Here is a 25,499-nt window from a genome sequence, read left to right on the forward strand (position 1 = left end):
AGCAAGAAGGTAATAAAGGTGGGTAATATAATTAAGTCTGTAAAATTTGAGGAAATATATGGTGAATTTTATTCAGAAGGTGATGCTAAATCGCTTGTTGTAATATTTCCGGGTTTGAAATATGGGCATGATAAACCGCTTCTTTATTATGCTAGAAAAGCAGCTCAAATGAGTGGAAAAGATGTATTATGCCTTAATTATGATAAAAAACTTGATTGGGATGATATAGGAAAAGAAATTATTGGTGTTGTAGCAGATGAATGCTATAATATTATAGGGAATTGCATGAAAAGGAATTACGAATGTATTTATTTTTTAAGCAAAAGTATAGGAACTGAGGTGTCCGGGAGAACAGCTGAAAAACTTGGAGCTAGCAAGGTTAAGTTTTTTTATTTAACACCTACATATACAGCAATAAAGTATATTGAAAAATTTAAGGGGCTAGTAATAGCGGGAACAAAAGACAGTATATTTGAAAATAAGTACATAGAAGAAGTGAAAAAAATTAATGGCAGTAAATTAATGCTTATAGAGGGTGGAAATCATTCTTTAGAAGTAAAAGAAGAAGTAATTCACGATATTGATGTATTAAAGGCTGTTGTTAATAAATATATTGATTTCTTTGAGGAGGAACAAAATGGAGAAGTATAAAGAAGAGTTTATAGAGTTTATGGTAGAGAGTAATGTACTAACTTTTGGAGACTTTATAACAAAAAGCGGAAGAAGAACACCATTTTTCATAAACACAGGAAACTATACAACAGGAAAGCAGTTAAGAAAACTTGGAGAATATTATGCAAAAGCTATTCACGATAACTTTGGTGATGATTTTGATATATTATTTGGACCTGCATATAAGGGAATTCCTTTAAGTGTTACAGCAACAATAGCTCTTGATAATTTATATAACATTGATGCTGCGTACTGCTCTAATAGAAAAGAAGTTAAGGATCATGGAGACAAAGGTATACTTCTTGGATCAAAAATTAAAGATAACGATAGAATAGTAATTATTGAGGACGTTACAACAGCAGGAACTTCAGTATACGAAACTATGCCATTATTAAAAGAACAAGCTAATGTATGCGTAAAAGGTCTTATAATATCAGTAGATAGAATGGAGAGGGGTAAGGGAGAAAAATCTGCTCTTACAGAACTCAGAGAAAAATTTGACTTTAAGACTTGTGCTATAGTTACTATGGAAGAAGTTGTAGAACATTTATATAATAAAAGCATAAACGGAAAAGTATTAATTGATAGAGAAATGAAAGAAAGAATAAATAAGTACTATGAAGAATATGGAGTAAAATAAAAAAGGCTATTGTTTAAATAAGTGTCAAAATCAACACTTATTTAAACAATAGACATTAAAAAGACTATTCATTTAACTATTATCGATGAATAGTTTTTTATTTTTTATGAAAAGGGATGTAATTATGAAGTTTGTAGATGTTGAGAATTGGAATAGAAAAGAGCATTATAATTATTTTAGGGCAATTGATTATCCGCATTTTAATATTTGTGCAAATGTTGATATTACTAATTTTTATAGATATATTAAAGAAAATAATTTGCCGTTTTTTATATCAATTTTATATGCCGTAACAAAAACAGCAAATAGCATAAAGGAATTTAGGTTTAGAATAAGAGAGGATAGGTTAATCGAGCATGAAATAGTAAGCCCATCTTTTACTGTTATGACCGAGGGAGAAGTATTTAGTTTTTGCTCGGTAAATTTTGTAGATCGATATAGCGATTTTAAAGCCAATTCATTAGAAGAAATAGAAAAAACAAAGAATAAAGTAACTATAGAGGATGAGCCTGGGCGTGATGATTTATTATATATAACAAGCATTCCTTGGATTGCATTTACAAATATAACGCATCCTATTCAAATGAAGCCTGTTGATAGTATACCTAGAATATCTTGGGGGAAGTACTTTGAGGAAGGCAACAAAATTAAACTACCACTTTCTGTACAAGCACATCATGCATTAGTTGATGGCATTCATGTAGGAAAATTTTTTAATAATATTCAAGAAATTTTTGATAATCCTATAAAATACTTATAATTTTGTTCATATATAAAAACAAGGGAATTAAGAAACTTCCCTTGTTTTTATATATTATTATTTTTTATACTTATAGTGTAATAACTTATGAGCTAAGCCTTCACCTGGTTTTCCAAAGTAGCTATCATACATTTTAATTATAGCAGTATTTTTATGTGATTTTCTCTTTGGAAGATTTTTATCTTGATTGTATAATACAGATGCTCTTAAAGCCTTATATTCTCCAGCAGCTCTATTTTCAGGAGATAGATGAGGCTGCCCTCCACCGTTTACACATCCGCCTGGGCATGCCATAACTTCTATAAAGTGATATTGTTTTTCGTTTATTTTGCCTGATTTTACGAATTCAAACATATTAGAAGCGCCATTTATAACAGCAACATTGTATTCATTTCCTGCAATTTCAACAGTAGCTTCCTTTATACCTTCTAAACCTCTAACGGCAGTATATTCGATGTTTTCAAGATCTTTATTTTCAGCAAAGTCTTTTGCTGTTCTAATAGCAGCTTCCATAACTCCACCAGTTGCACCGAAGATTGCGCCAGCACCAGAGTATTCTCCCATTGCAGGATCAACTACTCCGTCTTCAAGCTCTGCAAATTTAATTTTTGCATCTTTAATCATTTTAGCAAGTTCTCTTGTAGTTAATACGGCATCAATGTGTCTTAAACCATCAACTTCCATATCAGCTAAATCTGCTTCGTATTTTTTATCATTACAAGGCATTATTGTAACAGTATAAACATCTTTTGCATCAATTCCTGATATTGATGGATAGTATGTTTTACTTGCTGTACCAAATATCTGCTGAGGTGATTTTGCAGAAGAAAGATTTGGTAAAAATTCAGGGAAATAATTTTGAGCTTGTCTCACCCAAGCTGGGCAGCATGAAGTAAACATTGGGAAAGGACCATTAGCTTCTACTCTTTGTAAAAGTTCAGTAGCTTCCTCCATTATAGTCATGTCTGCTCCAAAGTTTATGTCAAATATTTTATTAAAGCCAAGAGCTCTTAATGCAGTATAAATTTTTCCTGTTACGTCTTTACCTATACCCATGTTAAATAATTCACCAAGGGCAGTTCTAACGGCAGGTGCTATAGCAACAATTACGTGCTTATTAGGATCCTCTAAAGCAGCTTTTACTTTATCTATATGAGGTTTTTCCTTTAAAGCAGCAACTGGACAAGCAATTACGCATTGACCACATAATAAACAGTTTGAATCATCAAAGCACTTATCGTCTACAGTTCCAACAACTCTTTGACCATCTTTTCTTATAAATTGAATTGATTCTGTTTGAGTATATTTTTTACAAGCAGCAACGCATCTTCCACAAAGAACACATTTACTTCTATCTAAAACAATTGCGTTACTTCTTTCATCTACGTATTCAGATTTATCTTGTGGTAAAAATGGCTTGGAAGCTTTTGCTTTAGTTTTTATAACTAATTTTAAAAACTCACAATTTTCCCTTCTAGGACAAGGACCACATTTAAATTCATGCTTATCAAGAAGCATTGATACTCTTTTCTTTATTCTTTCATTTACTTCCTCAGTGTTTGTATTTACAACCATTCCGTCTTTAACTTTAGCAACACATGATGCTAAGACTTTACCATCTGCTTCTACAAGACATACTCCACATTTTCCGAAGTTCCCACAGTCCTCTAAAAAACATAAAGTTGGAATATCGACATTATTTTCTCTAGCTACTTGCAGAATAGTCTTGTTTTCGTCTGTTTGTATTTCCTTACCATTTAAAACTACAGTTATCATCTTTATCCTCCCAAACTTAAAATTAAAAAATCCATTTATAATTATATCATATTTTGATTGTTAAAATATTATCTAACAAAAAATTTTTATGGATGGTAAAGAAAAAAATATATATGTTAAAATATATTTAGTAAAAAGTATTGGAGGCGAGGATAAATGTTTAATTCAGGAGAAATTACAAAAGAGATGATAATGTATTTTTCTGGGGATTGCAGAAGAATAAATCATGCATTAAAGGTATACTCTTTTAGCAAGAGCATAGGAGAATGTGAAAAATTAGATAAGAATAAACTTGAAATTTTAGAAGCGGCAGCTATATTGCATGATATAGGAATAAAGGAAAGCGAGAAAAAATATAATTCTTCAGCTGGGAATTATCAAGAAATTGAGGGGCCGCCTATTGCCAAAGCAATATTAAAAAAGCTTGCATATGATGAAGAATTCATTGATAGAGTATGCTTTCTTATAGGAAATCATCATTCTTATAGTAAGATAGATGCTATTGATTTTCAGATACTTATTGAAGCAGATTTTTTAGTTAACATATTTGAGGATGATATTAAACTAGAAGAGATAAAAATTGTAAAAGAGAAATATTTCAAGACAGGCACTGGAATTAATTTAATAAACAGTATGTATATATTGTAGCAATAGCATATTTTAAGACGAAAAATAAATTAATTAACAAAAAAATAAACAAAATTTGCAGGAATAATTATAGTTAATATCGAAGTAAATATTATGTTTTACAAAACTATATTTATTAGGGGGCAAAATTTTATGAAAAAAGTAAAAACCTTAACTATTACATTATTCCTGTTGTTTTTTACATTAATTGTTCCAAGTAAAGTGTTTGCAAGCACTTATGATGGAAAAACCTTAGATGCTTCAATTTATTGGTTTGGAAAAGGTAATGTATCTCAAAAATTTATTAGTGGTCAAGCTAACCCATATTTTGATCCTACAAAACCGACTTTAATCTATATACATGGTTGGCAGAATGGTGCATATAAAACCTTACATAGAGAAAGTTTTAATCCAAGCCTAATGGACGCTGACTATGGTGCAAATGTTAATAGTGCTGACTACTGGATTAATGCTGGTTGGAATATTGGAATTTTTTATTGGAACCAGTTTTCAGATGAGCCATTAGTAAATGATGCAGAAGCTAAAATTTGGTCACCTTCTGGGCCACAAGGTATGAGGTGGAGGCTCCCAGATGGTAGTTTTCAAACTACAAACACGCCTAATGAATCTGCAGCTCAACTTTTTGTTGATCAATATGTACAAGCTATGAAAGGATTTTCTGGAAGTGAGATAAGACTTGTTGGGCACTCTTTAGGAAATCAAATGGTTATTAACGGTGGGGAGATAATTAGCAATATGGTGGATGATGGCAAGCTTCCCGCTAATTTGAGACCTAATAGAATTGCATTATTAGATCCATATTGGTCAAGTGGAGCAAAAAGTTATCTAGGTAACAAATGGACTGGTGCAGTTTGTAGAGATTATGTGACTAATCTTAAAAATAAAGGTGTTGTGTTTGAACAATATAAAACAAGTGATGTTGATGATTTTGTTGTTTCAGATAGAAATTTGGGAATGGAGCAGCTAACTGATTATAATGTAATTCATAGTGATTTTATTCCAATTTATAATATATCGTCTAAGCACAGATATGCAAGGGATTGGTATTTTTATTCATATGCATTTAATCCACCTAGCGAAATTGAAAATGGAGTACTTACAGGGAATATGGCATCCTCTGCTAAAACACCAACTTCCCGTATTGCACAGATGATGAATTCTGGCTATTATTGGAACGAGGTGCAGGGAACTTTAACATATACACCAGGAGATGATGCGTTTTCTAAGGTGGCAAAGTAACTAAATCAGAGTACAGAGTACTCTGTACTCTGGTTTAATTAGTTATTTCCTACCAATGGTTTCTCCCATGAGAACTTGAGTTTCGTATCCGAGTTTTGTTTGCTCTAAAATATCCTCATCTATTTTGGCAGCACCCTTTTCTAAAAATAGTACTATGGTTGAACCGCCAAATTTGAAGTAACCTTTTTCATCACCTTTTTCTACTCTAGTCTCAGGAGTATATGTTTGAATGATGGTTCCAACGCAGGTTGCACCAACCTCAATATAAAGTACATCTTTAAAATTATCTGAATGAAGAATACTCCATTCTCTTTTATTTTCACAGAAAAGCTTTTTTACCTTTTTTAACGCTATTGGGTTTACAGAGTAATAAAAACCATTAATCTTAGTTACTTTGCTGCAGGTACCGCTATCTAAAAAGTGAAATCTGTGATAATCAGTTGGGCAAAGTCTTAAAACTAAGCAAGTTCCATTTTTGTATTTTGAGGCAACTGAATCTTCCTTAATAAGATCTCTTAAGCTATAATTTATACCTTTAACTTGAATTATGTTTTCTAAATCTATGTTTTCATAAGCTAAGAGCCTACCATCACCAGGTGACATTAAGTTGTTTGAAATTGGTCTTGCGTCTTTTGTAAGCTTTCTAGTAAAAAAATCGTTAAAAGATGTAAAATCAGATAATTTTGTTTGAGAAATTGACATATCTATATTAAGCTCGCTAATAAAATTTTTTATCTTAGATTTACTTGAATTTCTATCACAATACCAACCATATACCTTGGAAAAAAGCTTTTTCTTTATAAAAATTTCAAGAAACTTCATTCCAATAGGTGAGGAGTAAATCCAGTTTAAATAATTTTCGCCAGCAACAAGTTCTGTTTCATAGGTTTGTTTTTTCCTATTATAAAATTTTATCATAATAATCCTCTTTAAAAATTATTTTATTTTTTGGCTATGTTTTAAATAACCACTAAATTATAAGCTATTATATATAAGTGTGTCAAAAATTTAATAAAAGCTATTGTTTTATTTTATATTTAAATAGTATAATGTAATTAATAATTTGTACTGACTGGTCATTTGTTATATGTTTTGAAGTTTTACAAAGTTAAAATTTGGAGTTGATTATATGAATAAAACAAAAAGGTCCATATTTGAAGCTGCAATAAAGGTTATTTCACAAAGTGGATATAATGGCGCAACTATGGATGATATAGCTATTAGTGCGGGAGTTGCAAAGGGAACGCTTTACTATCATTTTAAAAGTAAAGAAGAAATATTCAAATATGTTATTTCTGAGGGAGTAAATGTACTAATAGAGGAAATGAATGACGTAACACAGCAGGAGAGCAATCCCATAGATAAATTAATGGCTTTATGCAAAAGTCAGCTTAGAATGGTTTATAGAAACAAGGATCTATTTAAAGTTATTATGAGCCAATTATGGGGTGAGGAATTAAGACAGCAGGAGCTTAGAGAAATAATAAAGCTATATATAATGCAAATTGAAAGATATTTAAAAGAAGCTATGGAAGCAGGTCTTCTAAAGAAAGGTGAAACAACCTTTATGGCATATACTTTCTTTGGTGCACTTTGTTCAGGGGCAGTGTATGAAATTATAAATGAAGATCAAAAGGAAATTGATGAAATAATTGAAAACATAACGACATATATTTTAAAGGGAATTCAAGCTTAGGAATCGATGAAAATCGGTTCTTTTTTTTGAAATACATTTAAATTTAAGATTTGCCTGACGAAAGGAAGGCAAAGCAACCTTCATTGTGCATTGTGAACTGTGAATTCAGTAAGTTAGTTACTTCACAATTTATGTAAATGATTACATATTTCCAAATATTTGTCTTTATGTTAATGTTAAATATATTTTCAATAATTAAATAATATATTGACATAATTGGAAAAAGAGCGGATAATATAAACTGACCAGTCAGTTTATATTTATATTTAAGAGGTTCAAATAATCAAAAGAGGGGATGGTTTGATGAATTTCCTTAGAATTGCATGGAGGGACATAGTTAGTATATTAAAAAACAGATTTATTAGGGTGTCTGTAATAGCAATTATAGTTGTTCCATTATTGTATAGTTTGCTCTATCTTGCAGCTTTTTGGGATCCATATAGCAAGCTAAAGAGTGTACCAGTCGCCGTAGTCAATCTAGACAAAGGTTCTACTAAAGATGGTAAAGATGTAAACTATGGAAGTGATATAGTTGATAGACTGAAAAAAAATGATGAACTTGGCTGGAAATTTACTAGTAAGGGGGATGCTGATTCTGGCACTAAAGGTGAAAAATATTATGCAGAATTTATTATTCCAGAGGATTTCTCAGAAAATATTTTAAGTGCAAAAAACGGGACACCAAAACAAGCAAAGATTCTGTATACGGATAATGAAAAAAGAAATTTCATAGCTTCTCAAGTCAATGGAAAAGTTGAATTGATGTTTAAAGATGATATTGTAAAAAACATAGCTGATGAGTACACAAAGGTTACATTTGACAACTTGTATGATGTAAAAGATGGTTTTAAGGCAGCTGCTGATGGAAGTAAAAAGATTAAGGATGGTCTTTCTGATGCAAAAAAAGGCAGTGATGATTTGACTAATGGTATTGGTCAAGTTAAGGATAAAATGCCAGAAATCCAAGATGGAACTCAAAAACTTTATGATGGTTCCAAACAAATGGTAAACGGAATTTATAATACAGCTGTTGATAGTAATGGAAATCCATTAGGACTTAGAAATGGTGCTTATGAGGTAAGCAATGGACTTAATCAAGCAGCAACCGCTGTTGGAACAGCTCAAGGGCAGGTTTCTAATGCAGTATCAGGTTTAAGCAATCAAAAAAGCCTTATACAATTAATAAATATTCAAAATGCTAAAGCAATGAGAAATATTATGGGTGATGCAGGAACACTTTCAAAGGTTGATTTGAGTTCTTTAAATAATTTGGCACCTATGCTTACTCCAACAAATTTAGCTAGTACCAATAAGTTAATCCAAGATGTTAATGGACTTAATATTAATGGTATTTTATCTATGCCACAGCTTTTACAGTTAATGACACCTGAAAATATTCAGAATATGAATAAGTTATTAACTGATACAAATGAGCTTAGTCAAATTGATACAACAAAGCTTAAACCAATGTTAGATCTCATGGGATATTCAAATGAACTAAGCCAATTGCTTAGCACAGCAACAAAATTAAGTAATATGGATATGACACCAATTAAATCAATAAGTCCACTTCTCAATACAAAGAATGCAGCAGTTTTAAATGGACTACTTAAAGGAGCACAAGACAACTTTGGAGGAGCACAAGGAAGTGCTACACTTCAATTTATACAACAACAGCAAACAGCTTCAGCAGCATATGTACAGAAAGCAGATGAGTTTGGTAAAGAATATAGTGAGGTAAGTGCTAAGGTTAATGATCCGTCAGTACCAGCTGATGAGAAAATCAAAGAACTTAATACTTTGCTTGGACAATACTATGCTCTTACTACATTTACGGATACTACAATGAAGAGTTCAGCAGGAACAATGAAGCAAATGTCAGATACTTTAGGCAGCATGAATACACTTATTAATGCTAATAGTAAGCTTATAAGTGGAACACAGAGCGCATTAACAGCTTCAAACATTAATTCTATAAATGCAATGCTTGTTAATTTAGAAAAAGCACAAGAACAAATTAGCTCTTCAGAAACGCAAAATGCAATAAAGGCTGTTAACAGTGCAATGACATCTGAAAATGTAAGTTATATACAAAGCACATTACAAAAGCTTTTATCAATGAAAAGTGATTTAGACAACAATAGTGAAAGCCTAAAAACTGTTGGAACTTTATTAACAGCACTTAATGCAGATAAGGATTCTTTAGCTAAAATAGCTGCATTACAAAGTGATTTAAAGGCTTCAGCACCTATGATTTCAACAATTTCTACTGCAATGAGTGATCCAAGTATTCAAGCACAAATTGCAAATGCACCTCAGCTATTAGGTCAAGTTACCAAAGTTCAAAAAGAATTAAAGGATAATCAAGAACTTCTTAATATTGCGCAGGATGCATTAAATGATGGAAATGTTCAAAGAGCACAAAATTTAATTTCAAATATTCCTACTGTAAGTGGTCAATTTAATCAATTAGCTTCAGGTTTAAATCAGCTTAATAATGGAGCAAAAGCTTTAGCAGGGGGAATAGATACACTTGGAAATGGAGCAAATAAAGTGGCTGCTGGACTTAATACGCTAAATAGCGGAATGCCTACGCTTAAAGATGGAGCTAATAAGTTATATGATGGTTCAACGCAGCTTAATGATGGACTTGGTAAGCTCTATGACGGTTCTGATGAACTTAGTACTAAATTAAAAGATGGTTCTGATAAGATAAATAAAAACCTTGTAAATTCAAGTAGTACTATGGGTAAGTTTGTTTCTGATCCAGTTTCAGTAAAAAATACTCCATTTGGAGAAGTTAAAAATTACGGAACAGGCTTTACACCATATTTTATACCTCTTTCTTTATGGGTTGGAGCATTAATGATGTTCTTTGTTATAACAGACAAAGTTGATGATGATCTTGATGCAAGCCCAGCATCAGTTGTAGCAGGAAAGTTTTTATCCTATGGATATATAGGAATATTCCAAGCAGTTTTAGTAAGTGCAGTAGTACTTACCCTGGGATTACATCCTAAAAACTTATTATTATATTTCTTGTTTAATATATTTATGTCCTATGTATTTATAGCGATAATTCAATGTCTCGTATTCTTACTTGGTCAAGCAGGAAGATTGCTTTCAATAGCACTTTTAATAGTTCAGCTTACTTCTTGCGCAGGTACTTTCCCATTGGAAGTTGTACCTAAATTCTTTAAAGTAATGAATCCATTTATGCCATTTACTTATTGCACATCTGCTCTAAGGGAATTGATAGCTGGTATAGATTATTCAGTACTTACAAAGGATACAGTTATACTTGCAGCAACGATGTTTGTATTCTTAGGAGTTTCAATGGTATTTAAGGGGCATGCAGATAGAATGCAAGAAATAATACACGAAAAGAAAGAAAGTATAGGAATGTAATGAGATTTTGGGGGGAACATACCCCCTGAAATCTTTTTTTTATAAAAAATGCAATTATAATAACACATTTATTCTGTAATGATCATCAAGGTTACCAATAGAAAACAAGCAGTATATTTCATATGGGATTAGTGGTTTGATTTGACAATATTATTTAAATAAAAGATATTGACAAGAAATATATTAGGTGATAACATAATAAATATAATTTCTGAATACGTATTCACAAGATTCACAAGATTCCAAAGCAAAGAGGAATTTTATTGGATATGGTTACTAGCTTAATCATCAATTTATACATGTTTCATAACTTTTTGAACATAAAATTTTGAAACATGTATAGACTAAATCCTAGTATAGTAATCGTTTAATTAATCTTTATTTTGAAAACTAATATTAAAGGGGGATGTCTATGACTTTGAATAAGGGTAAAACTAATGTTAAAAAGTTGAAGTATATTAGAGAGAATTATCAGTTATATTTGTTTATATTACCTGCAGTTGTACTTACCATTATATTTAAGTATATACCCATGTATGGAACAATAATTGCATTTAAGGATTTTAACCCCTTAAAGGGTATAATGGGAAGTCCTTGGATTGGGATGGCTAATTTTCAGAAGTTTATGAGTACGCCAGATTTCATGAATTTGTTGGTAAATACTTTGAAGGTAAGTGTTTATGGTTTATTAATTGGCTTTCCAGTTCCTATTATTCTGGCACTTATGCTCAATAGAGTTAAAAGTGTAGGACTTAAGAAAAAAATTCAACTTATTATATACGCCCCAAATTTTATTTCTGTTGTAGTTATTGCAGGTATGATTTTTATCTTTTTATCTCCAGTAGGACCTATTAATAAGATTATCACTATGCTTGGTTTCAAAAGTATAGATTTTATGAGCGAACCTGGTTGGTTTAGACCGGTTTATATTATAAGTGGTATTTGGCAGACTGCAGGATGGTCATCTATAGTATATCTTGCTTCACTTTCTAATGTCGGACAAGATTTATTGGATGCTGCAGTTATAGATGGAGCAAATATTTTTCAACAAATCAGACATGTAGATTTACCTGCTATTAAACCTATTGTGGTTATACAATTTATTTTAGCAGCAGGAAGTATTATGAGTATTGGTTTTGAAAAAGCATTTTTAATGCAAACATCTATGAATATTACAACCTCTGAAATTTTGCCTACATATGTTTATAAGATAGGTCTTCAAATGGGTGATTACGGATATTCAACTGCTATAGGTCTATTTAATTCTGTAATCAATGTAATATTACTTATAGCTGTAGATCAAATAGTAAAGAAGTTAAATGAAGGTCAGGGCTTATAATGATAAAAATACAGGAGGAGAGAAATGGATAAGAACTTAACTAAAACCGATAGAGTTATATTAATTTTAAATAATATATTACTTGTTTTGTTAGTGCTTTGTGTATTGATACCATTAATATATATAGTAATTGCATCTTTTACACAGCCAAGTATGCTGTTAAATAATGGTCTGACATTAAATCCTGCTAGTTGGACATTGGAAGGCTACAAGCGTGTATTTAAAGATCCAGAAATGCTTATAGGTTTCAGAAATTCAATGTTTTATTCAGCTGCATTTGCTTTAATTTCAATTGTATTAACGTTGTTTGCAGCATATCCGTTATCCAGAGAAAATTTTGTGGGTAGAAAACCGCTTATGACATTTTTCGTTATTACGATGTTTTTTAATGGTGGGCTTATACCTACATATTTGCTAGTAAAAAATTTAAATATGTTAGATAGTATTTGGGCAATTTTGCTACCAGGTGCCATTAATGTATGGAATCTTATATTAGCTAGAACATATTTTCAAAACATTCCAAAGGAGTTAAGAGAGGCTTCTACAGTTGATGGCGCAAATGATACTCAATACTTTTTTAAAATATTAATACCATTATGTAAGCCAATAATTGCAGTATTAGTTTTATATCAATTTGTTGGACAATGGAACTCATATTTTGATGCTATGATTTACTTGAAAAGTGCTAATTTGCAACCATTACAGATTGTACTTAGATCAATTTTGGTTCAAAACCAGCCTAGTATGAATATGGGAACCAATGCTGCAGATACAGCTCAGTTACAGCAAATAGCTCAGATGATTAAGTATTCAAGTATTGTTATTTCAAGTTTACCTTTAATATTAATGTATCCTTTTTTCCAAAAATATTTTGAAAAAGGAATAATGGTTGGGTCTATAAAAGGATGATAATATTATAAAAATTTGTTTAAACTGTCTTTTGCAATAAAGTAATTTTACAAGTGGAAAATAGGTAGGTATATGTATTGCGAAAGAGTTAAATATAGGGTTAATGATTTAATATTAGCGACACAAATGCTTGAAAATTTTACAAAAATTAAATTAGGGGGAATTTAAAATGAAAAAAATTAGCTTATTAGTAACTGTAGCACTAGCTGTAAGTATATTAGCAACAGGATGTGCATCAAGTGGAGGTTCAAGTTCATCAGGAACTTCAAAAGCCAAAGGTGCAAATTCATCGCCGGGATATGGAATTACCAATGTTAGTTTTCCTTTAAAGAATAAGGTGACTTTGAAGTTTTTGACACATAGTTCAGCATTAGCACCTAGTGATCCTAATAAGAAGTTAATCTTTCAAAGACTTGAAAAGGCTACTGGCGTTCATATTGACTGGACAAATTATACTGACGATCAATTTTCTGATAAGAAAAATTTATTGCTTGCAAGTGGAGATCTTCCAGACGTAGTTTTTGATGGCCAATTTTCTGATAACGATTTATTAAGATATTCATCACAAGGTGTTATTGTTCCCGTAGAGAATTTAATAAAGAAGGATATGCCAAACCTTGAGAAAATACTTAAAGCAAATCCCCAATATAAAACCATGTTAACAGCACCAGATGGACATATTTATTCATTCCCATGGATTGAGGAACTTGGAACAGGAAAAAATGCTATTCAGGCTTTAGATGATATACCTTGGATAAATAAGAAATGGTTAGATGAATTAGGCTTACCAATGCCAACAACTACAGATGAGTTAGAAAAGGACCTTCTTGCATTTAAAAATAACTCATCAAAATTAGGTGCCAATGTAATTCCAATGTCTTTCATGATTAATCATGGTGGTGAAGATCCTGCAATGCTTCTTGGAGCTTTTGGAATGGGAGATAACAATGATCATTATATGGTTACAGAGGGTAAGAAGGTAGTTTATTCTACAACTGAAGATGGATATAAGGATGGAATAAAGTGGATGAATAAATTACAAAATGAAGGATTAATAGATAAAGAAGCCTTCACTCAAGATTGGAACACTTATGCAGCAAAAGGTAAAAATAATCGTTATGGAATGTTTTTTACTTGGGACAAAGCAAATATTGCAGGAGCAAATGACGATTATGTTCAGTTACCTCCATTAAAAGGACCAAATGGTCAAGTAAATGTACCAAGAACTAATAATATTGGATTTGATAGAGGTAGATGCGTAATTACAGGTGCCAATCAAAATCTTGACTTAACAGCTAAATGGATTGATCAATGCTATGCACCACTTCAATCAGTTCAAGATAATTGGGGTACTTATGGAGATAAAACACAACAAAATATTTTTGAACTTACAAGCGATGGAAATTTAAAACATTTACCACTTAGTGGAACTGCACCTGTTGAATTAAGAGAGAAAACAAGTGTAGGTGGACCTTTAGCAGTATTAAATAGTTATTATGGACATCAAACTACAAAACCAGATGATGCTGCTTGGAGACTTAATATTTTGCAATCAACATATGTACCATTTATGAAATCTACTTATAACTATCCTATTGTTTTTATGAATAAGGATGATCAGGCTCAAGTAACACAACTTGAGACAGCAGTTAAAACATATACAGAAAGAATGAAAGCACAATGGATTTTAAAGGGTGGAATAGATAATGATTGGAATGGTTACATCACTAAAATGAATCAATTGGGACTTCCTAAGTTACTTTCTATAAAACAAAAATATTTAGATAATTACTTTAAAACTCAAAAATAATTAGTGATTATTTGAAATTTATAAATAGAAGTAAGTTATATGTAATTGATACATATAACTTACTTCTATACATCAAAAAAATATATGTAATTTAAATGGAGGAAAAAATATGGAAAAATATAAACCACAATATCATTTTATACCTAAGAATAACTGGATGAATGATCCTAACGGACCTATATATTATAAGGGAAAATATCATTTGTTTTATCAATGTAACCCTAATGATTATCATTGGGATACCATGCATTGGGGACATGCTGTTAGTGAAGATTTAGTTCATTGGAAACATTTGCCCATAGCATTAGCGCCATCAAATGAATTAGGTGAAACACATTGTTTTTCTGGTTGTGCCACAATAAATGATCAAGGAATTCCAACAATATTTTACACAAGTATAGGTGAAAATGACAGGAATGCGCAAATTGGAGCAGAACAATGGATGGCAGTAAGTCATGATGATATGATTACTTGGGAAAAGTATAAATCTAATCCTGTATTGAAATTAAGCATACATAAGAAAATGGATATAAAAGAATGGCGTGATCCATTTGTTTGGAAGGAAGAGGAAACTTGGTACATGGTACTAGGTGGAGGCTGTGAAGATAAAGGTTGCGTTCTAATATATAGTTCCCTTGATCTTATAAATTGGAAATTTTTAAACAAAATGTTCGAAGCACCGGATTTTAAATTTTTAGAGTGCCCTAACATGATAAAATTTGGTGATAAATACGTACTTGTCTATTCTCCTAGTGATATAGTTAGATATCATGTAGGAACTTTAAATGAAGATTTTACATTTACATCGGAGTATGAGGGAATACTAGATAATAGTGGATGGGAAGGCTTTTACGCTCCTAATACATTAGTGGATTCTAAGGGAAGACATATAATGTGGGGCTGGATGACAGAAATTTCAAGAGGAGAATTTAATGGAGCTAATGGATGGGCTGGTGCACAATCTATTCCTAGAGTACTAACTTTGGATTCACATAACTTACTTAAAATGGAACCGGCACCTGAGTATGAAATGCTTAGATTTGATGAGGAATTATATAATAATAAAGTTATAAATAATGGCAAAATGACCTTTGAAAGTAAGGGTAGAGCATTAGAAATAGGATTGAAAGTAAAAATAAATGGAGATGAAGATTTTTCTTTAAATGTACTTGAGTCTGATAATAATGATGAAAAAACTACGATTAGATACGATGCAGCAGCTGGAGAAATTCTTGTTGATAGAAGTAAATCTAGTATTTCTGATGAAGTACATAAAACTATACTTAAGTCTTCATTGAAAAAATCGAATGGACAAGTACTTAATATTCGAGTATTTGTTGACCATTCAATTATTGAAGTTTTTGCTGATAATGAAATTTGTTTGTCAACAAGAATATATCCTATACTTGATAGCAGTGAAAATATAAGTTTAGAACTTAACAAAGGAAATAAATTAAATATAGAAAAGCTTAGTTTATGGAAAATGAATTCAATCTGGTAAAAAATATAATGTGATTGAGATGAGGATAAATATGAATAGAAAAAGAGAATTTGGTGAGGGTCTAATTTTTAATATTTCCAATTATTTATTTTGGTTTTTATTAGGAAATATATATTTTTGGGTAATGAATATTCCATACCTATTTGTAGCTTTAACTATGAGTCTAAATGGAAATGTTGATGTTAACGTAATTTTAATTCTATCCTTAATACCTATGGGACCGGCATTAACTGCACTATTGGGTGTGATGGGGAAGCTTACAAGGGATGGAGATGTTAATTTAACAAAAGATTTTTTTAAAGCATACAAAGAGAACTTGTTTGATTCATTATTTTTTTGGACATTAGGATTACTTATTTTATTTGTAATTAAGGTTGATATGGTGTTAATTGCAAATAATTCTCACTTATATTTTCTTAATATAGTAACAAAAATTATTTCTTATATTTGCATAGCCTTAGCATTTTATGTTTTCCCTATAATATCAAGATTTCATTTGAAGAAGATGAGTATTGTGCGACTATCATTTGAATACCTAATAAAGAAGGTTTATATATGTATAATATCATTTGCAGTTATTTACCTTTTGGGGATAATTTCAAATAAAAGCTTTCAAGTTGTAATGGTTTTATTTTCTGTAAGTATTGTAACTTATATGATAATGTATTTACAAAAAGGGGCACTTAAAGACATAGAGGATAGGCTAAATATTAAAGATGAATCTAAATTAAGTAAAGGAAATAAATAGATGTTTTTACGGAAATAAGGATGATTATATAATTGACAGGCCAAATTTTTGATGATAAAATAAAACTGTGAATACGTATTCACGGTTTTATGATTTTAATGGTTTTAACTATAAATGTAAAAGAATAAAGTACTGTTGGTACATTTTAAAGGGAGTGTTTTTTGTGTCAAATAGAGTATTATGTTTAGGTGAATTACTAATTGATTTTATATGCTCAGATGTAAATCAGGGATTAACTAAAGGGACTAACTTTGTAAAGAAAGCAGGTGGTGCACCAGCTAATGTTACAGCAGCGTTAACAAAGTTAGGTGGAAAAGCATATTTTGCTGGAAAAGTGGGTAATGATAACTTTGGAGAATTTTTAAAACAAACTTTAGATCAAGTTGGAGTCGATACCTCAATGCTTGTAATGGATAATAACTCAAATACTACTCTTGCCTTTGTTTCACTAAATGAGACTGGAGAAAGAGATTTTATTTTTAATAGAGGAGCAGATGAACTTTTTACTTGGGAGGATTTAGATAGTGAAAAAATGAAAACTTTTAATATAATTCATTTTGGATCTGCGACTGCCTTATTAGGCGGACCATCTAAGGATACCTATTTAAAAGTTATGAATGCTGCAAGTGAAAAACAAAATTTTATATCCTTTGATCCAAATTATAGAGTGGATTTGTGGAAGAATAGATTGGACGAATTTATAGCAGTATCTAAAAGTTGTATAAAATATGCAGACTTTGTTAAAGTAAGTGATGAAGAGCTTCAAATAATAACAGGAAAGAAAATCTTAGAAGATGGCGTTAAGGAATTTCATAGATTAGGAGCAAAGCTTGTAGCTGTTACATTAGGAAAAGAAGGAACGTTGATTTCTGATGGACAAAATGTTAGTATAATTAGTAGTATAAAGATAAAATCTATTGATTCAACAGGCGCAGGAGATGCATTTGTAGGAGCATTTCTTTATAAAATTTCACAAGAGGACAATCCTAAAATGCTAATAAATGATTTTGAAAAAGTTAAAGAAATAGTTTCATTTAGCAATAAAGTTGGAGCTATGGCATGCACTAAACTAGGGGCAATTGATTCATTACCTACGCTGAAAGAAATAGAACAATTGAATTAATTATTTAATGGGAATTTACTAAATTCAAATATAGTATGTGTACAATAAGGAGGCTGCTCATGTGATTACGATGAAAGAAATTGCAAAAAAAGCCGGAGTATCTCAAGCTACGGTTTCAAGGGTTATAAATGGAAGTTCAGCGGTAAATCCTGCAATAAGGGATAAGGTTATGGAGTGTGTAAAAAAATTTGATTATCAACCTAATATTATAGCTCAAAGTTTAGTTGGTCATAGATCGCTACTTATAGGTGTAATAATCCCAGATATATCCAATCCGTTTTTTTCAGATATTATCAAAGTAATTGAAAGTGAAGCAGAGAAGTATGGATATACTATCATATTGTGCAATACAGATTATATGTTTGATAAAGAAAAAAAGTATATAAATGTATTGAAGAGTTATAAAGTGGATGGAATTTTAATAGTTCCAAGTAGTGGAGATAAAATTTTAAAGAAATTAAAGAATATTAGCATTCCAGTTGTAGTATTTACTCAAGATTTAGAAGGCTGTAGCTGTGTATCAATATCTCATTATTTGGCGGGTAAGGATGTGGCAAAACATTTAATTAATATGGGATATTCAAAGTTCGTTTTTGTAGGTAATGATGGAGATGAAAAGGGAAAAGGTTTTAAGGATGAAATAAAAGATTCAGGTTTTGATGTGGAAAAGGATTTTATTCTTATAAATGAAGAACATAATAATTCAGTTAGTTCAAAATTAAAGGAATATGTAAAAAATAGTTCTGAAGATGAAGGTGTAGGTGTATTTGCATTTAATGATATAAGAGCATTAATTGTTTTACATATTTTAAAGGGAATGAAAGTAGAGATACCCAAAAAAGTCGCTTTAATAGGTTTTGATAATACTTTCATAAGTAAAGAAGTAAGCCCGACTATAACTAGTGTAGCACAACCTATTGAGGAAATAGGAAAGCAGTCTGTTGAAATTTTAGTCGATAAGATATATGGAAAAGAGAAAGAAAAGGAACAACACATAATATTAACAACAAGAATTGCAGTTAGAGAATCAAGCTTAAGAACAATTAAATACTAGAGTATATTTAATAATTTTAAGGATGATTATAAACAGCTTTAATGTTTATTAAAAAGGGGTCTGCCCATGGCAATTAAAAAATAGCTAATGGAGCAGTCCTCTTTATAGTTTTTTTGAACGTATTATTGAGATTAAAAGCCAAAAGCCAAGAATAGCGGCTGATGCATATCCGGTTATTCCAATTATAGATATTCCATAAAATTTAGGACCAATATTTGAACGTAGTATTAAAGAAGAACTTATTATCATGGATGAAATTATTATTCCTAGTATTAATCTATTGACCATTTTGTTAATTTCAGCTATGGGACCTTCAACATTTTTTATATTGAGTTGAAGTTTTGCTCTTCCTCTCATAAGTCCATTGCAAAGTTCTATAATTTTTGATGGAAGCTTTGAGGAGTTTTTTAAAAATGAATATGAATTTAATAAAGCTTCATTTATATCAAGGTTTTTTAAAAAAGATTCTTTGTTTTGAGCTTTAACAAAAGGGATTGCGACATCTAGTATTGAAATATCTGGTGATATTCTCGCAATTACACCTTCCAAAATAACAAATCCTTTTACAAGGATGATTAAGTCCTTTGGTAAACGTACATTATTTCGCTTTGCACAATCAAATACTTCTTGAAGAAACTGAGATATTTTTATATTTTCAAGAGATGCAGAGAGGTAACTTGAAAATATGTAATCTATATCCTCATATAATTGATTTCTATCGACATACCCCGTTTTTATGCCAATTGACATTATAACTGAAATTATTTTATCTATATCATAGTAGGCAACAGATAAAATAATATCATTTAAGGCATTTTTTAAGTTATTAGACAGGCTACCCATAAGTCCAAAATCTATAAAACAAATTTTGTTTTCACGAATAAGTATATTGCCAGGATGAGGATCGCCATGAAAAAATCCGTCTTGGAAAACTTGTTTAAAGTAAGATAAAGCTAATTTTTTTCCAAGGTCATTTAAATCGTAATCCTGTTCCTCTAGTTTTCTTATATCATTTATTTTAAAACCAGTTATTTTCTCCATGGTTATAATGTGGTTCTTACTCAGTTCGTGAACTACAAAGGGGCAAGTTACAAAAGCAACATCACTATTTAATTTTTTAAAAAGGTCTATGTTTTTAACTTCATTGGCAAAATCAAGTTCCATTTTTGTTGAGGTTGATATTTCGTCGAGAGCTTCAATGGGATCAACTATAAAGTCAGAAAATCTGGCTCTTGTAAGCGTTGCAAGCTTATATAATATGGATAAATCTAATTTCATTTTTTCTTGTATATTGGGTCTTTGAATTTTAACAATAACATTTGTACCGTCTTTTAGTGTAGCCTCGTGAACTTGAGCAATTGAAGCACAGGCTAGGGGCTTTTTATTAAACTTAAGAAATACCTCGTCTATTGACTTATTAAATTCTTTGTAAAAAACAGCTTCTATGTTATTAAAATCCTCAGGGGGGACTTTGTCTTGAAGCTTTGATAATTCTTTTATGTATGCATCTGGAATTATATCAGGACGTGTACTTAGTATTTGACCTATTTTTACGAAGGTTGGTCCCAATTCCTCAAAAGCTTTCCTTAGATTTGATGGAAATCTCTGCGCTCTCTTTTTCTTGGAATCTACTAAATAACCAAATCCGTAAAATGCTAAAACCTTTACTATTTCTCTAAACCTTTGTACTGATGTGTTCATATGAATAGACCTCGCTTTATATGCATGTATGTCTATATAAAAGCCCTAGCTTAAATGCCGGGGCTTTTAACGTTTATTTCAATTTTTCTTCTAAATTATTGATTCTTTCTTTTAAATCCTTTAAATCATCCTTTGTTGCAAAGTTAATTTCTTTCAAAACGCTAGTTAAATCTTCTTTTGTTAGAGGTTTAACTTTGTTAACTTTATCGCCCATTGAATCAGTTTTCTCTTTTAAATTCTTTTTTAGTTCTTGAGATAATTCTTTTCCTTCATCAATGGTAAGTCTACCCTTTTCAACTAAATCATCAACTACTTTTGAGGCCTTTTCGTAAGTATATGCTGCAGATCCCAAGCCAGCAAGAACAACTTTTTTTAGTTCATCTATCATGAAATTCATCCCCTTCATAAAATGGCATTTATTATAATTCAATCATAGCAGAAGCGTTTGCCTTTGTAAATCGTAATAGTAGTTATTTAATTGAATTTTTAAAAAATTTACAATTGATATACTTTTTTAAAAGGTTATTGACATATTTGAAGGTTAGTAATAAAATATTAAGTTGTAATGATAAAATTAAATATGCGCTCGTAGCTCAGTAGGATAGAGCAGCGGTTTCCTAAACCGCGTGCCGTAGGTTCGATTCCTATCGGGCGCACCATGAGAAAAGCCTTGTAGTATAAATGTACTATGGGGCTTTTGTTTTGCAAACGAAAATACATAAAAGTAAGCATTGCTAACATTTTGCTAACAATTAGTATTAAAAGATAATATTATAGGTTTTTAAAATGTTTTTTTGTATTTTTATATAAGAAAAGAAGTTTAAGTAAAAAATTAAAATTAAGAAAGATACGATGTTTTTCAAGAAGAGATTGGCGAGAATTTTAATGGAGAAGAGTAGTTTCAAAAATTGCATGCAAATGTGATTAATTATAATACAGAATTTGTTGAATATAATGAAGTTAAATGAGTTTATAAATAATAGGGGCTGAAAATGAATGGTCCACATTTGGAAGTTTATTAAAAATAGATAGTATATTTCAACTATCTATTTTTAATTACAAAATAGCTTATTTAGCTTTTCAGTAGCTTCTTCTTGCATGTTTGGTAAAACATGCGAATAAGTGTCTAATGTAAGAGTTATAGTACTATGGCCAAGACGCTCACTAACAACTTTGGGATTTATCCCTTGAGAAAGTAAAAATGTTGCATGTGTGTGACGAAGGTCGTGAAAGCGAATTTCTGGGAGATTGTATTTTTTTATTAATTTTTTAAATCTGGTGGAAATATAGTGAGGGATAATTGGTTTGCCAGTGTTCCAGCAACATACAAAGTTATTATTATCATAATCTTTGCCAAATAACATTTTATTAACTCTTTGCTCATATTGAACTGATTTTAAAACTTGAAGAGTTGTGTCCATCAGAGTAATTGAACGCTTGGATTTTTTAGTTTTAGGTTCTTTAAGTATAAACTCCTTATTTATGTATTGAAGAGAATTTGTTACATGAATAGTTTTGGAGTCAAACGAAATATCTTCCCAGCGAAGAGCCAATATTTCTCCTAATCGCATACCAGTTTCAGTGCCTAATACTACAACTAAGAACATAACTTCATTTTTTATTAGATCCTTAAAATTTTTATAAGTGCTGATATCCCATACAGACATTTCATGTCGTTTTGGTTTTGGTGGTTGACACATTTCTGTTGGATTTAGGGGAATTATCCGCCACTTTACAGCGTGTTTAAGAGCTAAGTGAAGAAATCTATGTAGTTTTAGTACGGTAGAATTAGAAACTTGTTTATTTACATCACTATACAATTGCTGTATAGCGATTGGTTTCAGTTTACTTAGCTGTAGATTTCCTAAATGCTTTTTTATACAATTGGCAAATTGACGATACCTTACAAAGGTTGATTGTGCTACATTGGTTCGGGCATAATTTTCTAACCAATAATCCAAGTAAGATGATAAGTTCATTTTTTGTGTTTCAAAATAACAACCCTTTTGAAGTTTTGTTATTATCTCGGCTTGTTTTATTTGGGCTTCTTTTTTCGTTTTAAAACCAGAGAACCATTTCTGGTTGCGAGAACCATCTGTTTTTGGGTCTAAGTCAATTACTAAAGACCAACTATTTTTTCTTTTAATTATAGTACCTTTCATGGACATCCCTCCTATTTTATACTGCTCCAAATATATATCTATCTATCATATCTGAATTAAGCTTTATACCTAATTCAAATGCCTTTAGGCTTATTTCAGGTATGATTATTTTCTTCCCAATTCTTAAAACTGGTTCGATTTTATTTGTTTTAACTAATTCATATACCTTTACATCACAGATGTTCAGATAGTTTGCCACATCGCTTACTGTATAAGTTTTCATAGATTAAATCCCTCCATCATATTTTTATATTTAGTCATGTGTATTCTTTTTTAACTTATCTATTAAATCTAATATGTTTTTTATATCATCTATTTTAGAGGTGTTATCCCAGGTGCAATTTAGAATATAGTAAACTAAGTCACCCAAGATACTTTTGATGTTTGAATTTATGTCTGTTTCTTTAAATGTAATAGGCCCACCTTTTATAAAATATACAATATCCTTTTTATCATCTTCGTTAGTCTTAGTAAAAAATCTATTTAAGTCTAAATTTAATGCTTTGGAAATTTTCAGTAAAGTTTCGAAAGTTGGATTTGCACGTAAACTATTTTCTAATTTGTTAATATAAGATGATGAAACTCCTGTCATGGTTTCTAAGTCTCTTAGGGAAAGTCCCATTTGTATTCTTTTTTGTCTTATCAATTCACCTGATAAAAATTTAGAAGTATCAGCATTTTGGTTTTCAGTGGTTGAGTTAATAGTTTCGTTTTTCATTTTTAAGACTCCTAATCATTTAATTTATGTATTAATTATAACTCTATGTTGACTACGAGTCAACAAAAAGTTATAATTGTTTCACAGTCAACACACAAAGTGGGTGTTTCTTGAAAATAAAACAGCCATAACAACTACTGTTTGGATAATGAGTTATCTAAAACAATGTACAACAACTTAATTGATTATAAATTAAAGATGTAATTACTAAAATTAAAAAGAAAAGTTTAATTAGGAATACTTTAAATATGTTTGGCTCGGGATAAAAAAATGGATAAAATATATACCTAAATGCAGGTAAATAGGTGGGTTAGGAAATAGTGATATTCTCCCGCTATTTGGAAGGAAGTGGAAACATGATACATACAATACAATTATATGTAGCTCTTAATAATAAAAATATAGATTATATAACTAAAAAATTTAATAAAAATATTAAATTTGTAACGGATGATATTGATAATATGTTTATGGCGTGCAAGTCTACAATAACAAAAAAATATAATATTTGGAGTTTATATATTGTAATAGATATTATTAAGGTATTAGGAACGCCTAAGTTTCATGAATTGGATTATCCAAGAGTACAAAATTATATAGAAGGTTATATGAACCAATATGGTCTAAATTTTAGTGATGCTACACTGATAAGAGTGGATTATAGGCTGGATGTATGTATACCTAATAAGAAGGAAAGGGAAATTCTTTTTAAAATATATAAGAAAGCTATAGAAAAATATGGTTTTAAGAAGAAGTACAGTTGTTTTAAAACTACAGTGTATTTTAATACAAGAAGTACACAAACCACTGCGTATGATAAAGAACAGGAAAGAATAAGCAATGGAAAAAATATATGTAGCTATGAAAAAAATGTAATTCGATTTGAATTTAGAATACAAAATAGGCATTTAAATAATAAGAAACATAAACAAGGTGTAGATAAGAAATTAATAAATTATTTTAACAACAAAAGCTATTTAGAGTATATGCATAAGAATTTTGAAGCAATTCTATACAAAGGAGATTATTACAAGATATATAGAGCAGAGACAATAATTAATAGAAGCAATTTATCAATAAAATATAAAAAAATGATGAGAGAGTTTTTAAGCGATGTTTCAATCCATGGAATAACATACGTTAAAAATAAACTAAATCAAGATGGAAAATTAGTATACAGCAAATATCAGTTTAACAACATAATTAAATTACTTAGTAAGCTTAATATAAATCCGATTCTAATACCTAAAAATATAGAGGCTCCCAGTGTTATTATAAATCCATTCACAGAAAATATATTTACTAATGTAGCTTAATTATAGGTTTGGATTAAAGATAATATAAAAGATTTAATTTTATAAGGGGGGGGGATTATATAAGTGATAAAAAGATAAAGTAAGGTGATTAAAATTATATTATATCGTTTTTTAGATAAAAAGTTTAGTAAGTTAACTCCAGAATGTAGTGTTAATACAAATAAGAGGGAATTTTTTTAACAGCAAATACTTAATGTCGATATAAAAATATTTTTTGATGGCATTTAAGTTATTTATGAATATTAGTATAAAATCAAGTTTTTATCTTAATAAATCTAA

Annotated in this window: 22 protein-coding genes and 1 tRNA gene; 16 read left to right on the top strand and 7 right to left on the bottom strand. The window is 30.3% G+C overall.

Annotated elements, in window-relative coordinates; translation table 11 throughout:
- The first annotated feature begins 18 nt into the window (after window positions 1-18).
- The 3 genes from CUEA01_RS23710 to CUEA01_RS23720 all read left to right on the top strand — a co-directional run bounded on the left by CUEA01_RS23710 (window position 19) and on the right by CUEA01_RS23720 (window position 2,072).
- Window positions 19-651: an alpha/beta hydrolase gene (locus tag CUEA01_RS23710; RefSeq protein ID WP_234124837.1), complete on the top strand. Its 633-nt coding sequence runs from the start codon at window positions 19-21 to the stop codon at window positions 649-651.
- On the top strand, window positions 638-1,312 hold the full coding sequence (pyrE, locus tag CUEA01_RS23715) for an orotate phosphoribosyltransferase (RefSeq protein WP_234124839.1): 675 nt from the start codon (window positions 638-640) through the stop codon (window positions 1,310-1,312). Before CUEA01_RS23710 ends, pyrE begins: the two co-directional genes overlap by 14 nt.
- A gap of 124 nt (window positions 1,313-1,436) precedes the next feature.
- On the top strand, window positions 1,437-2,072 hold the full coding sequence (locus CUEA01_RS23720; protein ID WP_234124841.1) for a chloramphenicol acetyltransferase: 636 nt from the start codon (window positions 1,437-1,439) through the stop codon (window positions 2,070-2,072).
- A 57-nt stretch (window positions 2,073-2,129) separates the two neighbouring features.
- On the opposite strand, the gene CUEA01_RS23725 is transcribed toward CUEA01_RS23720, so the two are convergent.
- Window positions 2,130-3,848, bottom strand: coding sequence for a ferredoxin hydrogenase (locus tag CUEA01_RS23725; RefSeq protein WP_234124843.1), 1,719 nt, complete (start codon window positions 3,846-3,848; stop codon window positions 2,130-2,132).
- A gap of 156 nt (window positions 3,849-4,004) precedes the next feature.
- Here CUEA01_RS23725 and CUEA01_RS23730 point away from each other — a divergent pair, with 156 nt between their 5' ends.
- Together CUEA01_RS23730 and CUEA01_RS23735 are read left to right on the top strand one after the other, a co-directional pair.
- Entirely contained in the window at window positions 4,005-4,496 is a 492-nt protein-coding gene (locus tag CUEA01_RS23730) for an HD domain-containing protein (protein ID WP_234124844.1), read from the top strand.
- Window positions 4,497-4,628: 132 nt separating this feature from the next.
- Window positions 4,629-5,735 (top strand): cell adhesion domain-containing protein, encoded by a 1,107-nt coding sequence (locus CUEA01_RS23735; RefSeq protein ID WP_234124845.1) that lies wholly within the window; start codon window positions 4,629-4,631, stop codon window positions 5,733-5,735.
- 42 nt (window positions 5,736-5,777) lie between these two features.
- Here CUEA01_RS23735 and CUEA01_RS23740 read toward each other — a convergent pair whose 3' ends face one another.
- On the bottom strand, window positions 5,778-6,653 hold the full coding sequence (locus tag CUEA01_RS23740) for a phosphatidylserine decarboxylase (protein WP_234124847.1): 876 nt from the start codon (window positions 6,651-6,653) through the stop codon (window positions 5,778-5,780).
- A gap of 211 nt (window positions 6,654-6,864) precedes the next feature.
- Here CUEA01_RS23740 and CUEA01_RS23745 point away from each other — a divergent pair, with 211 nt between their 5' ends.
- From CUEA01_RS23745 to CUEA01_RS23785, 9 genes are all read left to right on the top strand, one after another.
- A complete protein-coding gene (locus CUEA01_RS23745) occupies window positions 6,865-7,431 on the top strand; it encodes a TetR/AcrR family transcriptional regulator (RefSeq protein ID WP_234124849.1) in 567 nt (188 codons plus the stop codon).
- 303 nt (window positions 7,432-7,734) lie between these two features.
- Entirely contained in the window at window positions 7,735-10,839 is a 3,105-nt protein-coding gene (locus CUEA01_RS23750) for a YhgE/Pip domain-containing protein (RefSeq protein ID WP_234124850.1), read from the top strand.
- 412 nt (window positions 10,840-11,251) lie between these two features.
- Complete coding sequence (locus CUEA01_RS23755; RefSeq protein WP_234124851.1) at window positions 11,252-12,178, top strand: ABC transporter permease; 927 nt, start codon at window positions 11,252-11,254, stop codon at window positions 12,176-12,178.
- Window positions 12,179-12,202: 24 nt separating this feature from the next.
- Window positions 12,203-13,087, top strand: a complete 885-nt coding sequence (locus tag CUEA01_RS23760; RefSeq protein ID WP_234124852.1) for a carbohydrate ABC transporter permease — start codon at window positions 12,203-12,205, stop codon at window positions 13,085-13,087.
- A 169-nt stretch (window positions 13,088-13,256) separates the two neighbouring features.
- Window positions 13,257-14,897 (top strand): extracellular solute-binding protein, encoded by a 1,641-nt coding sequence (locus CUEA01_RS23765; RefSeq protein ID WP_234124853.1) that lies wholly within the window; start codon window positions 13,257-13,259, stop codon window positions 14,895-14,897.
- Window positions 14,898-15,006: 109 nt separating this feature from the next.
- Complete coding sequence (locus CUEA01_RS23770; protein ID WP_234124854.1) at window positions 15,007-16,398, top strand: glycoside hydrolase family 32 protein; 1,392 nt, start codon at window positions 15,007-15,009, stop codon at window positions 16,396-16,398.
- A gap of 31 nt (window positions 16,399-16,429) precedes the next feature.
- Window positions 16,430-17,146, top strand: coding sequence for a DUF624 domain-containing protein (locus CUEA01_RS23775; RefSeq protein ID WP_234124855.1), 717 nt, complete (start codon window positions 16,430-16,432; stop codon window positions 17,144-17,146).
- Window positions 17,147-17,309: 163 nt separating this feature from the next.
- Window positions 17,310-18,269: a carbohydrate kinase family protein gene (locus tag CUEA01_RS23780; protein WP_234124857.1), complete on the top strand. Its 960-nt coding sequence runs from the start codon at window positions 17,310-17,312 to the stop codon at window positions 18,267-18,269.
- A 70-nt stretch (window positions 18,270-18,339) separates the two neighbouring features.
- Window positions 18,340-19,323, top strand: a complete 984-nt coding sequence (locus tag CUEA01_RS23785; protein WP_234125163.1) for a LacI family DNA-binding transcriptional regulator — start codon at window positions 18,340-18,342, stop codon at window positions 19,321-19,323.
- 102 nt (window positions 19,324-19,425) lie between these two features.
- Here CUEA01_RS23785 and CUEA01_RS23790 read toward each other — a convergent pair whose 3' ends face one another.
- Entirely contained in the window at window positions 19,426-21,024 is a 1,599-nt protein-coding gene (locus tag CUEA01_RS23790) for an ABC1 kinase family protein (RefSeq protein WP_234124859.1), read from the bottom strand.
- A 73-nt stretch (window positions 21,025-21,097) separates the two neighbouring features.
- Window positions 21,098-21,412: a phasin family protein gene (locus CUEA01_RS23795; RefSeq protein WP_234124861.1), complete on the bottom strand. Its 315-nt coding sequence runs from the start codon at window positions 21,410-21,412 to the stop codon at window positions 21,098-21,100.
- Between the two features lie 194 nt (window positions 21,413-21,606).
- Between CUEA01_RS23795 and CUEA01_RS23800 the strand changes: the two genes are divergently transcribed.
- Window positions 21,607-21,683, top strand: a tRNA-Arg gene (locus CUEA01_RS23800).
- 393 nt (window positions 21,684-22,076) lie between these two features.
- On the opposite strand, the gene CUEA01_RS23805 is transcribed toward CUEA01_RS23800, so the two are convergent.
- Genes CUEA01_RS23805 through CUEA01_RS23815 form a run of 3 tightly spaced genes read right to left on the bottom strand, consistent with a single transcriptional unit; the run spans window position 22,077 to window position 23,904 of the window.
- Window positions 22,077-23,186: a site-specific integrase gene (locus CUEA01_RS23805; protein WP_234124863.1), complete on the bottom strand. Its 1,110-nt coding sequence runs from the start codon at window positions 23,184-23,186 to the stop codon at window positions 22,077-22,079.
- Window positions 23,187-23,202: 16 nt separating this feature from the next.
- Window positions 23,203-23,409 carry a helix-turn-helix domain-containing protein gene (locus tag CUEA01_RS23810; RefSeq protein ID WP_234124865.1) on the bottom strand — a complete coding sequence of 69 codons (207 nt, stop codon included), beginning with the start codon at window positions 23,407-23,409 and terminating at the stop codon, window positions 23,203-23,205.
- Window positions 23,410-23,439: 30 nt separating this feature from the next.
- On the bottom strand, window positions 23,440-23,904 hold the full coding sequence (locus tag CUEA01_RS23815) for a helix-turn-helix domain-containing protein (RefSeq protein ID WP_234124866.1): 465 nt from the start codon (window positions 23,902-23,904) through the stop codon (window positions 23,440-23,442).
- 356 nt (window positions 23,905-24,260) lie between these two features.
- On the opposite strand from CUEA01_RS23815, the gene CUEA01_RS23820 reads away from it, so the two are divergent.
- A complete protein-coding gene (locus CUEA01_RS23820; RefSeq protein WP_234124867.1) occupies window positions 24,261-25,220 on the top strand; it encodes a phage/plasmid replication domain-containing protein in 960 nt (319 codons plus the stop codon).
- Window positions 25,221-25,499 lie beyond the last annotated feature (279 nt).

Origin of the sequence: Clostridium hydrogenum, assembly GCF_021432385.1 — a bacterium.
GTDB classification, from domain to species: Bacteria; Bacillota; Clostridia; order Clostridiales; family Clostridiaceae; genus Clostridium_S; species Clostridium_S hydrogenum.

Coding starts and splice junctions, on each gene's coding strand:
- pyrE (WP_234124839.1), top strand. CDS start 638: ATGGAGAAGTATAAAGAAGAGTTTATAGAGTTTATGGTAGAGAGTAAT.
- CUEA01_RS23720 (WP_234124841.1), top strand. CDS start 1,437: ATGAAGTTTGTAGATGTTGAGAATTGGAATAGAAAAGAGCATTATAAT.
- CUEA01_RS23725 (WP_234124843.1), bottom strand. CDS start 3,848: ATGATAACTGTAGTTTTAAATGGTAAGGAAATACAAACAGACGAAAAC.
- CUEA01_RS23730 (WP_234124844.1), top strand. CDS start 4,005: ATGTTTAATTCAGGAGAAATTACAAAAGAGATGATAATGTATTTTTCT.
- CUEA01_RS23735 (WP_234124845.1), top strand. CDS start 4,629: ATGAAAAAAGTAAAAACCTTAACTATTACATTATTCCTGTTGTTTTTT.
- CUEA01_RS23740 (WP_234124847.1), bottom strand. CDS start 6,653: ATGATAAAATTTTATAATAGGAAAAAACAAACCTATGAAACAGAACTT.
- CUEA01_RS23745 (WP_234124849.1), top strand. CDS start 6,865: ATGAATAAAACAAAAAGGTCCATATTTGAAGCTGCAATAAAGGTTATT.
- CUEA01_RS23750 (WP_234124850.1), top strand. CDS start 7,735: ATGAATTTCCTTAGAATTGCATGGAGGGACATAGTTAGTATATTAAAA.
- CUEA01_RS23755 (WP_234124851.1), top strand. CDS start 11,252: ATGACTTTGAATAAGGGTAAAACTAATGTTAAAAAGTTGAAGTATATT.
- CUEA01_RS23760 (WP_234124852.1), top strand. CDS start 12,203: ATGGATAAGAACTTAACTAAAACCGATAGAGTTATATTAATTTTAAAT.
- CUEA01_RS23765 (WP_234124853.1), top strand. CDS start 13,257: ATGAAAAAAATTAGCTTATTAGTAACTGTAGCACTAGCTGTAAGTATA.
- CUEA01_RS23770 (WP_234124854.1), top strand. CDS start 15,007: ATGGAAAAATATAAACCACAATATCATTTTATACCTAAGAATAACTGG.
- CUEA01_RS23775 (WP_234124855.1), top strand. CDS start 16,430: ATGAATAGAAAAAGAGAATTTGGTGAGGGTCTAATTTTTAATATTTCC.
- CUEA01_RS23785 (WP_234125163.1), top strand. CDS start 18,340: ATGAAAGAAATTGCAAAAAAAGCCGGAGTATCTCAAGCTACGGTTTCA.
- CUEA01_RS23790 (WP_234124859.1), bottom strand. CDS start 21,024: ATGAACACATCAGTACAAAGGTTTAGAGAAATAGTAAAGGTTTTAGCA.
- CUEA01_RS23795 (WP_234124861.1), bottom strand. CDS start 21,412: ATGATAGATGAACTAAAAAAAGTTGTTCTTGCTGGCTTGGGATCTGCA.
- CUEA01_RS23805 (WP_234124863.1), bottom strand. CDS start 23,186: ATGAAAGGTACTATAATTAAAAGAAAAAATAGTTGGTCTTTAGTAATT.
- CUEA01_RS23810 (WP_234124865.1), bottom strand. CDS start 23,409: ATGAAAACTTATACAGTAAGCGATGTGGCAAACTATCTGAACATCTGT.
- CUEA01_RS23815 (WP_234124866.1), bottom strand. CDS start 23,904: ATGAAAAACGAAACTATTAACTCAACCACTGAAAACCAAAATGCTGAT.
- CUEA01_RS23820 (WP_234124867.1), top strand. CDS start 24,261: ATGATACATACAATACAATTATATGTAGCTCTTAATAATAAAAATATA.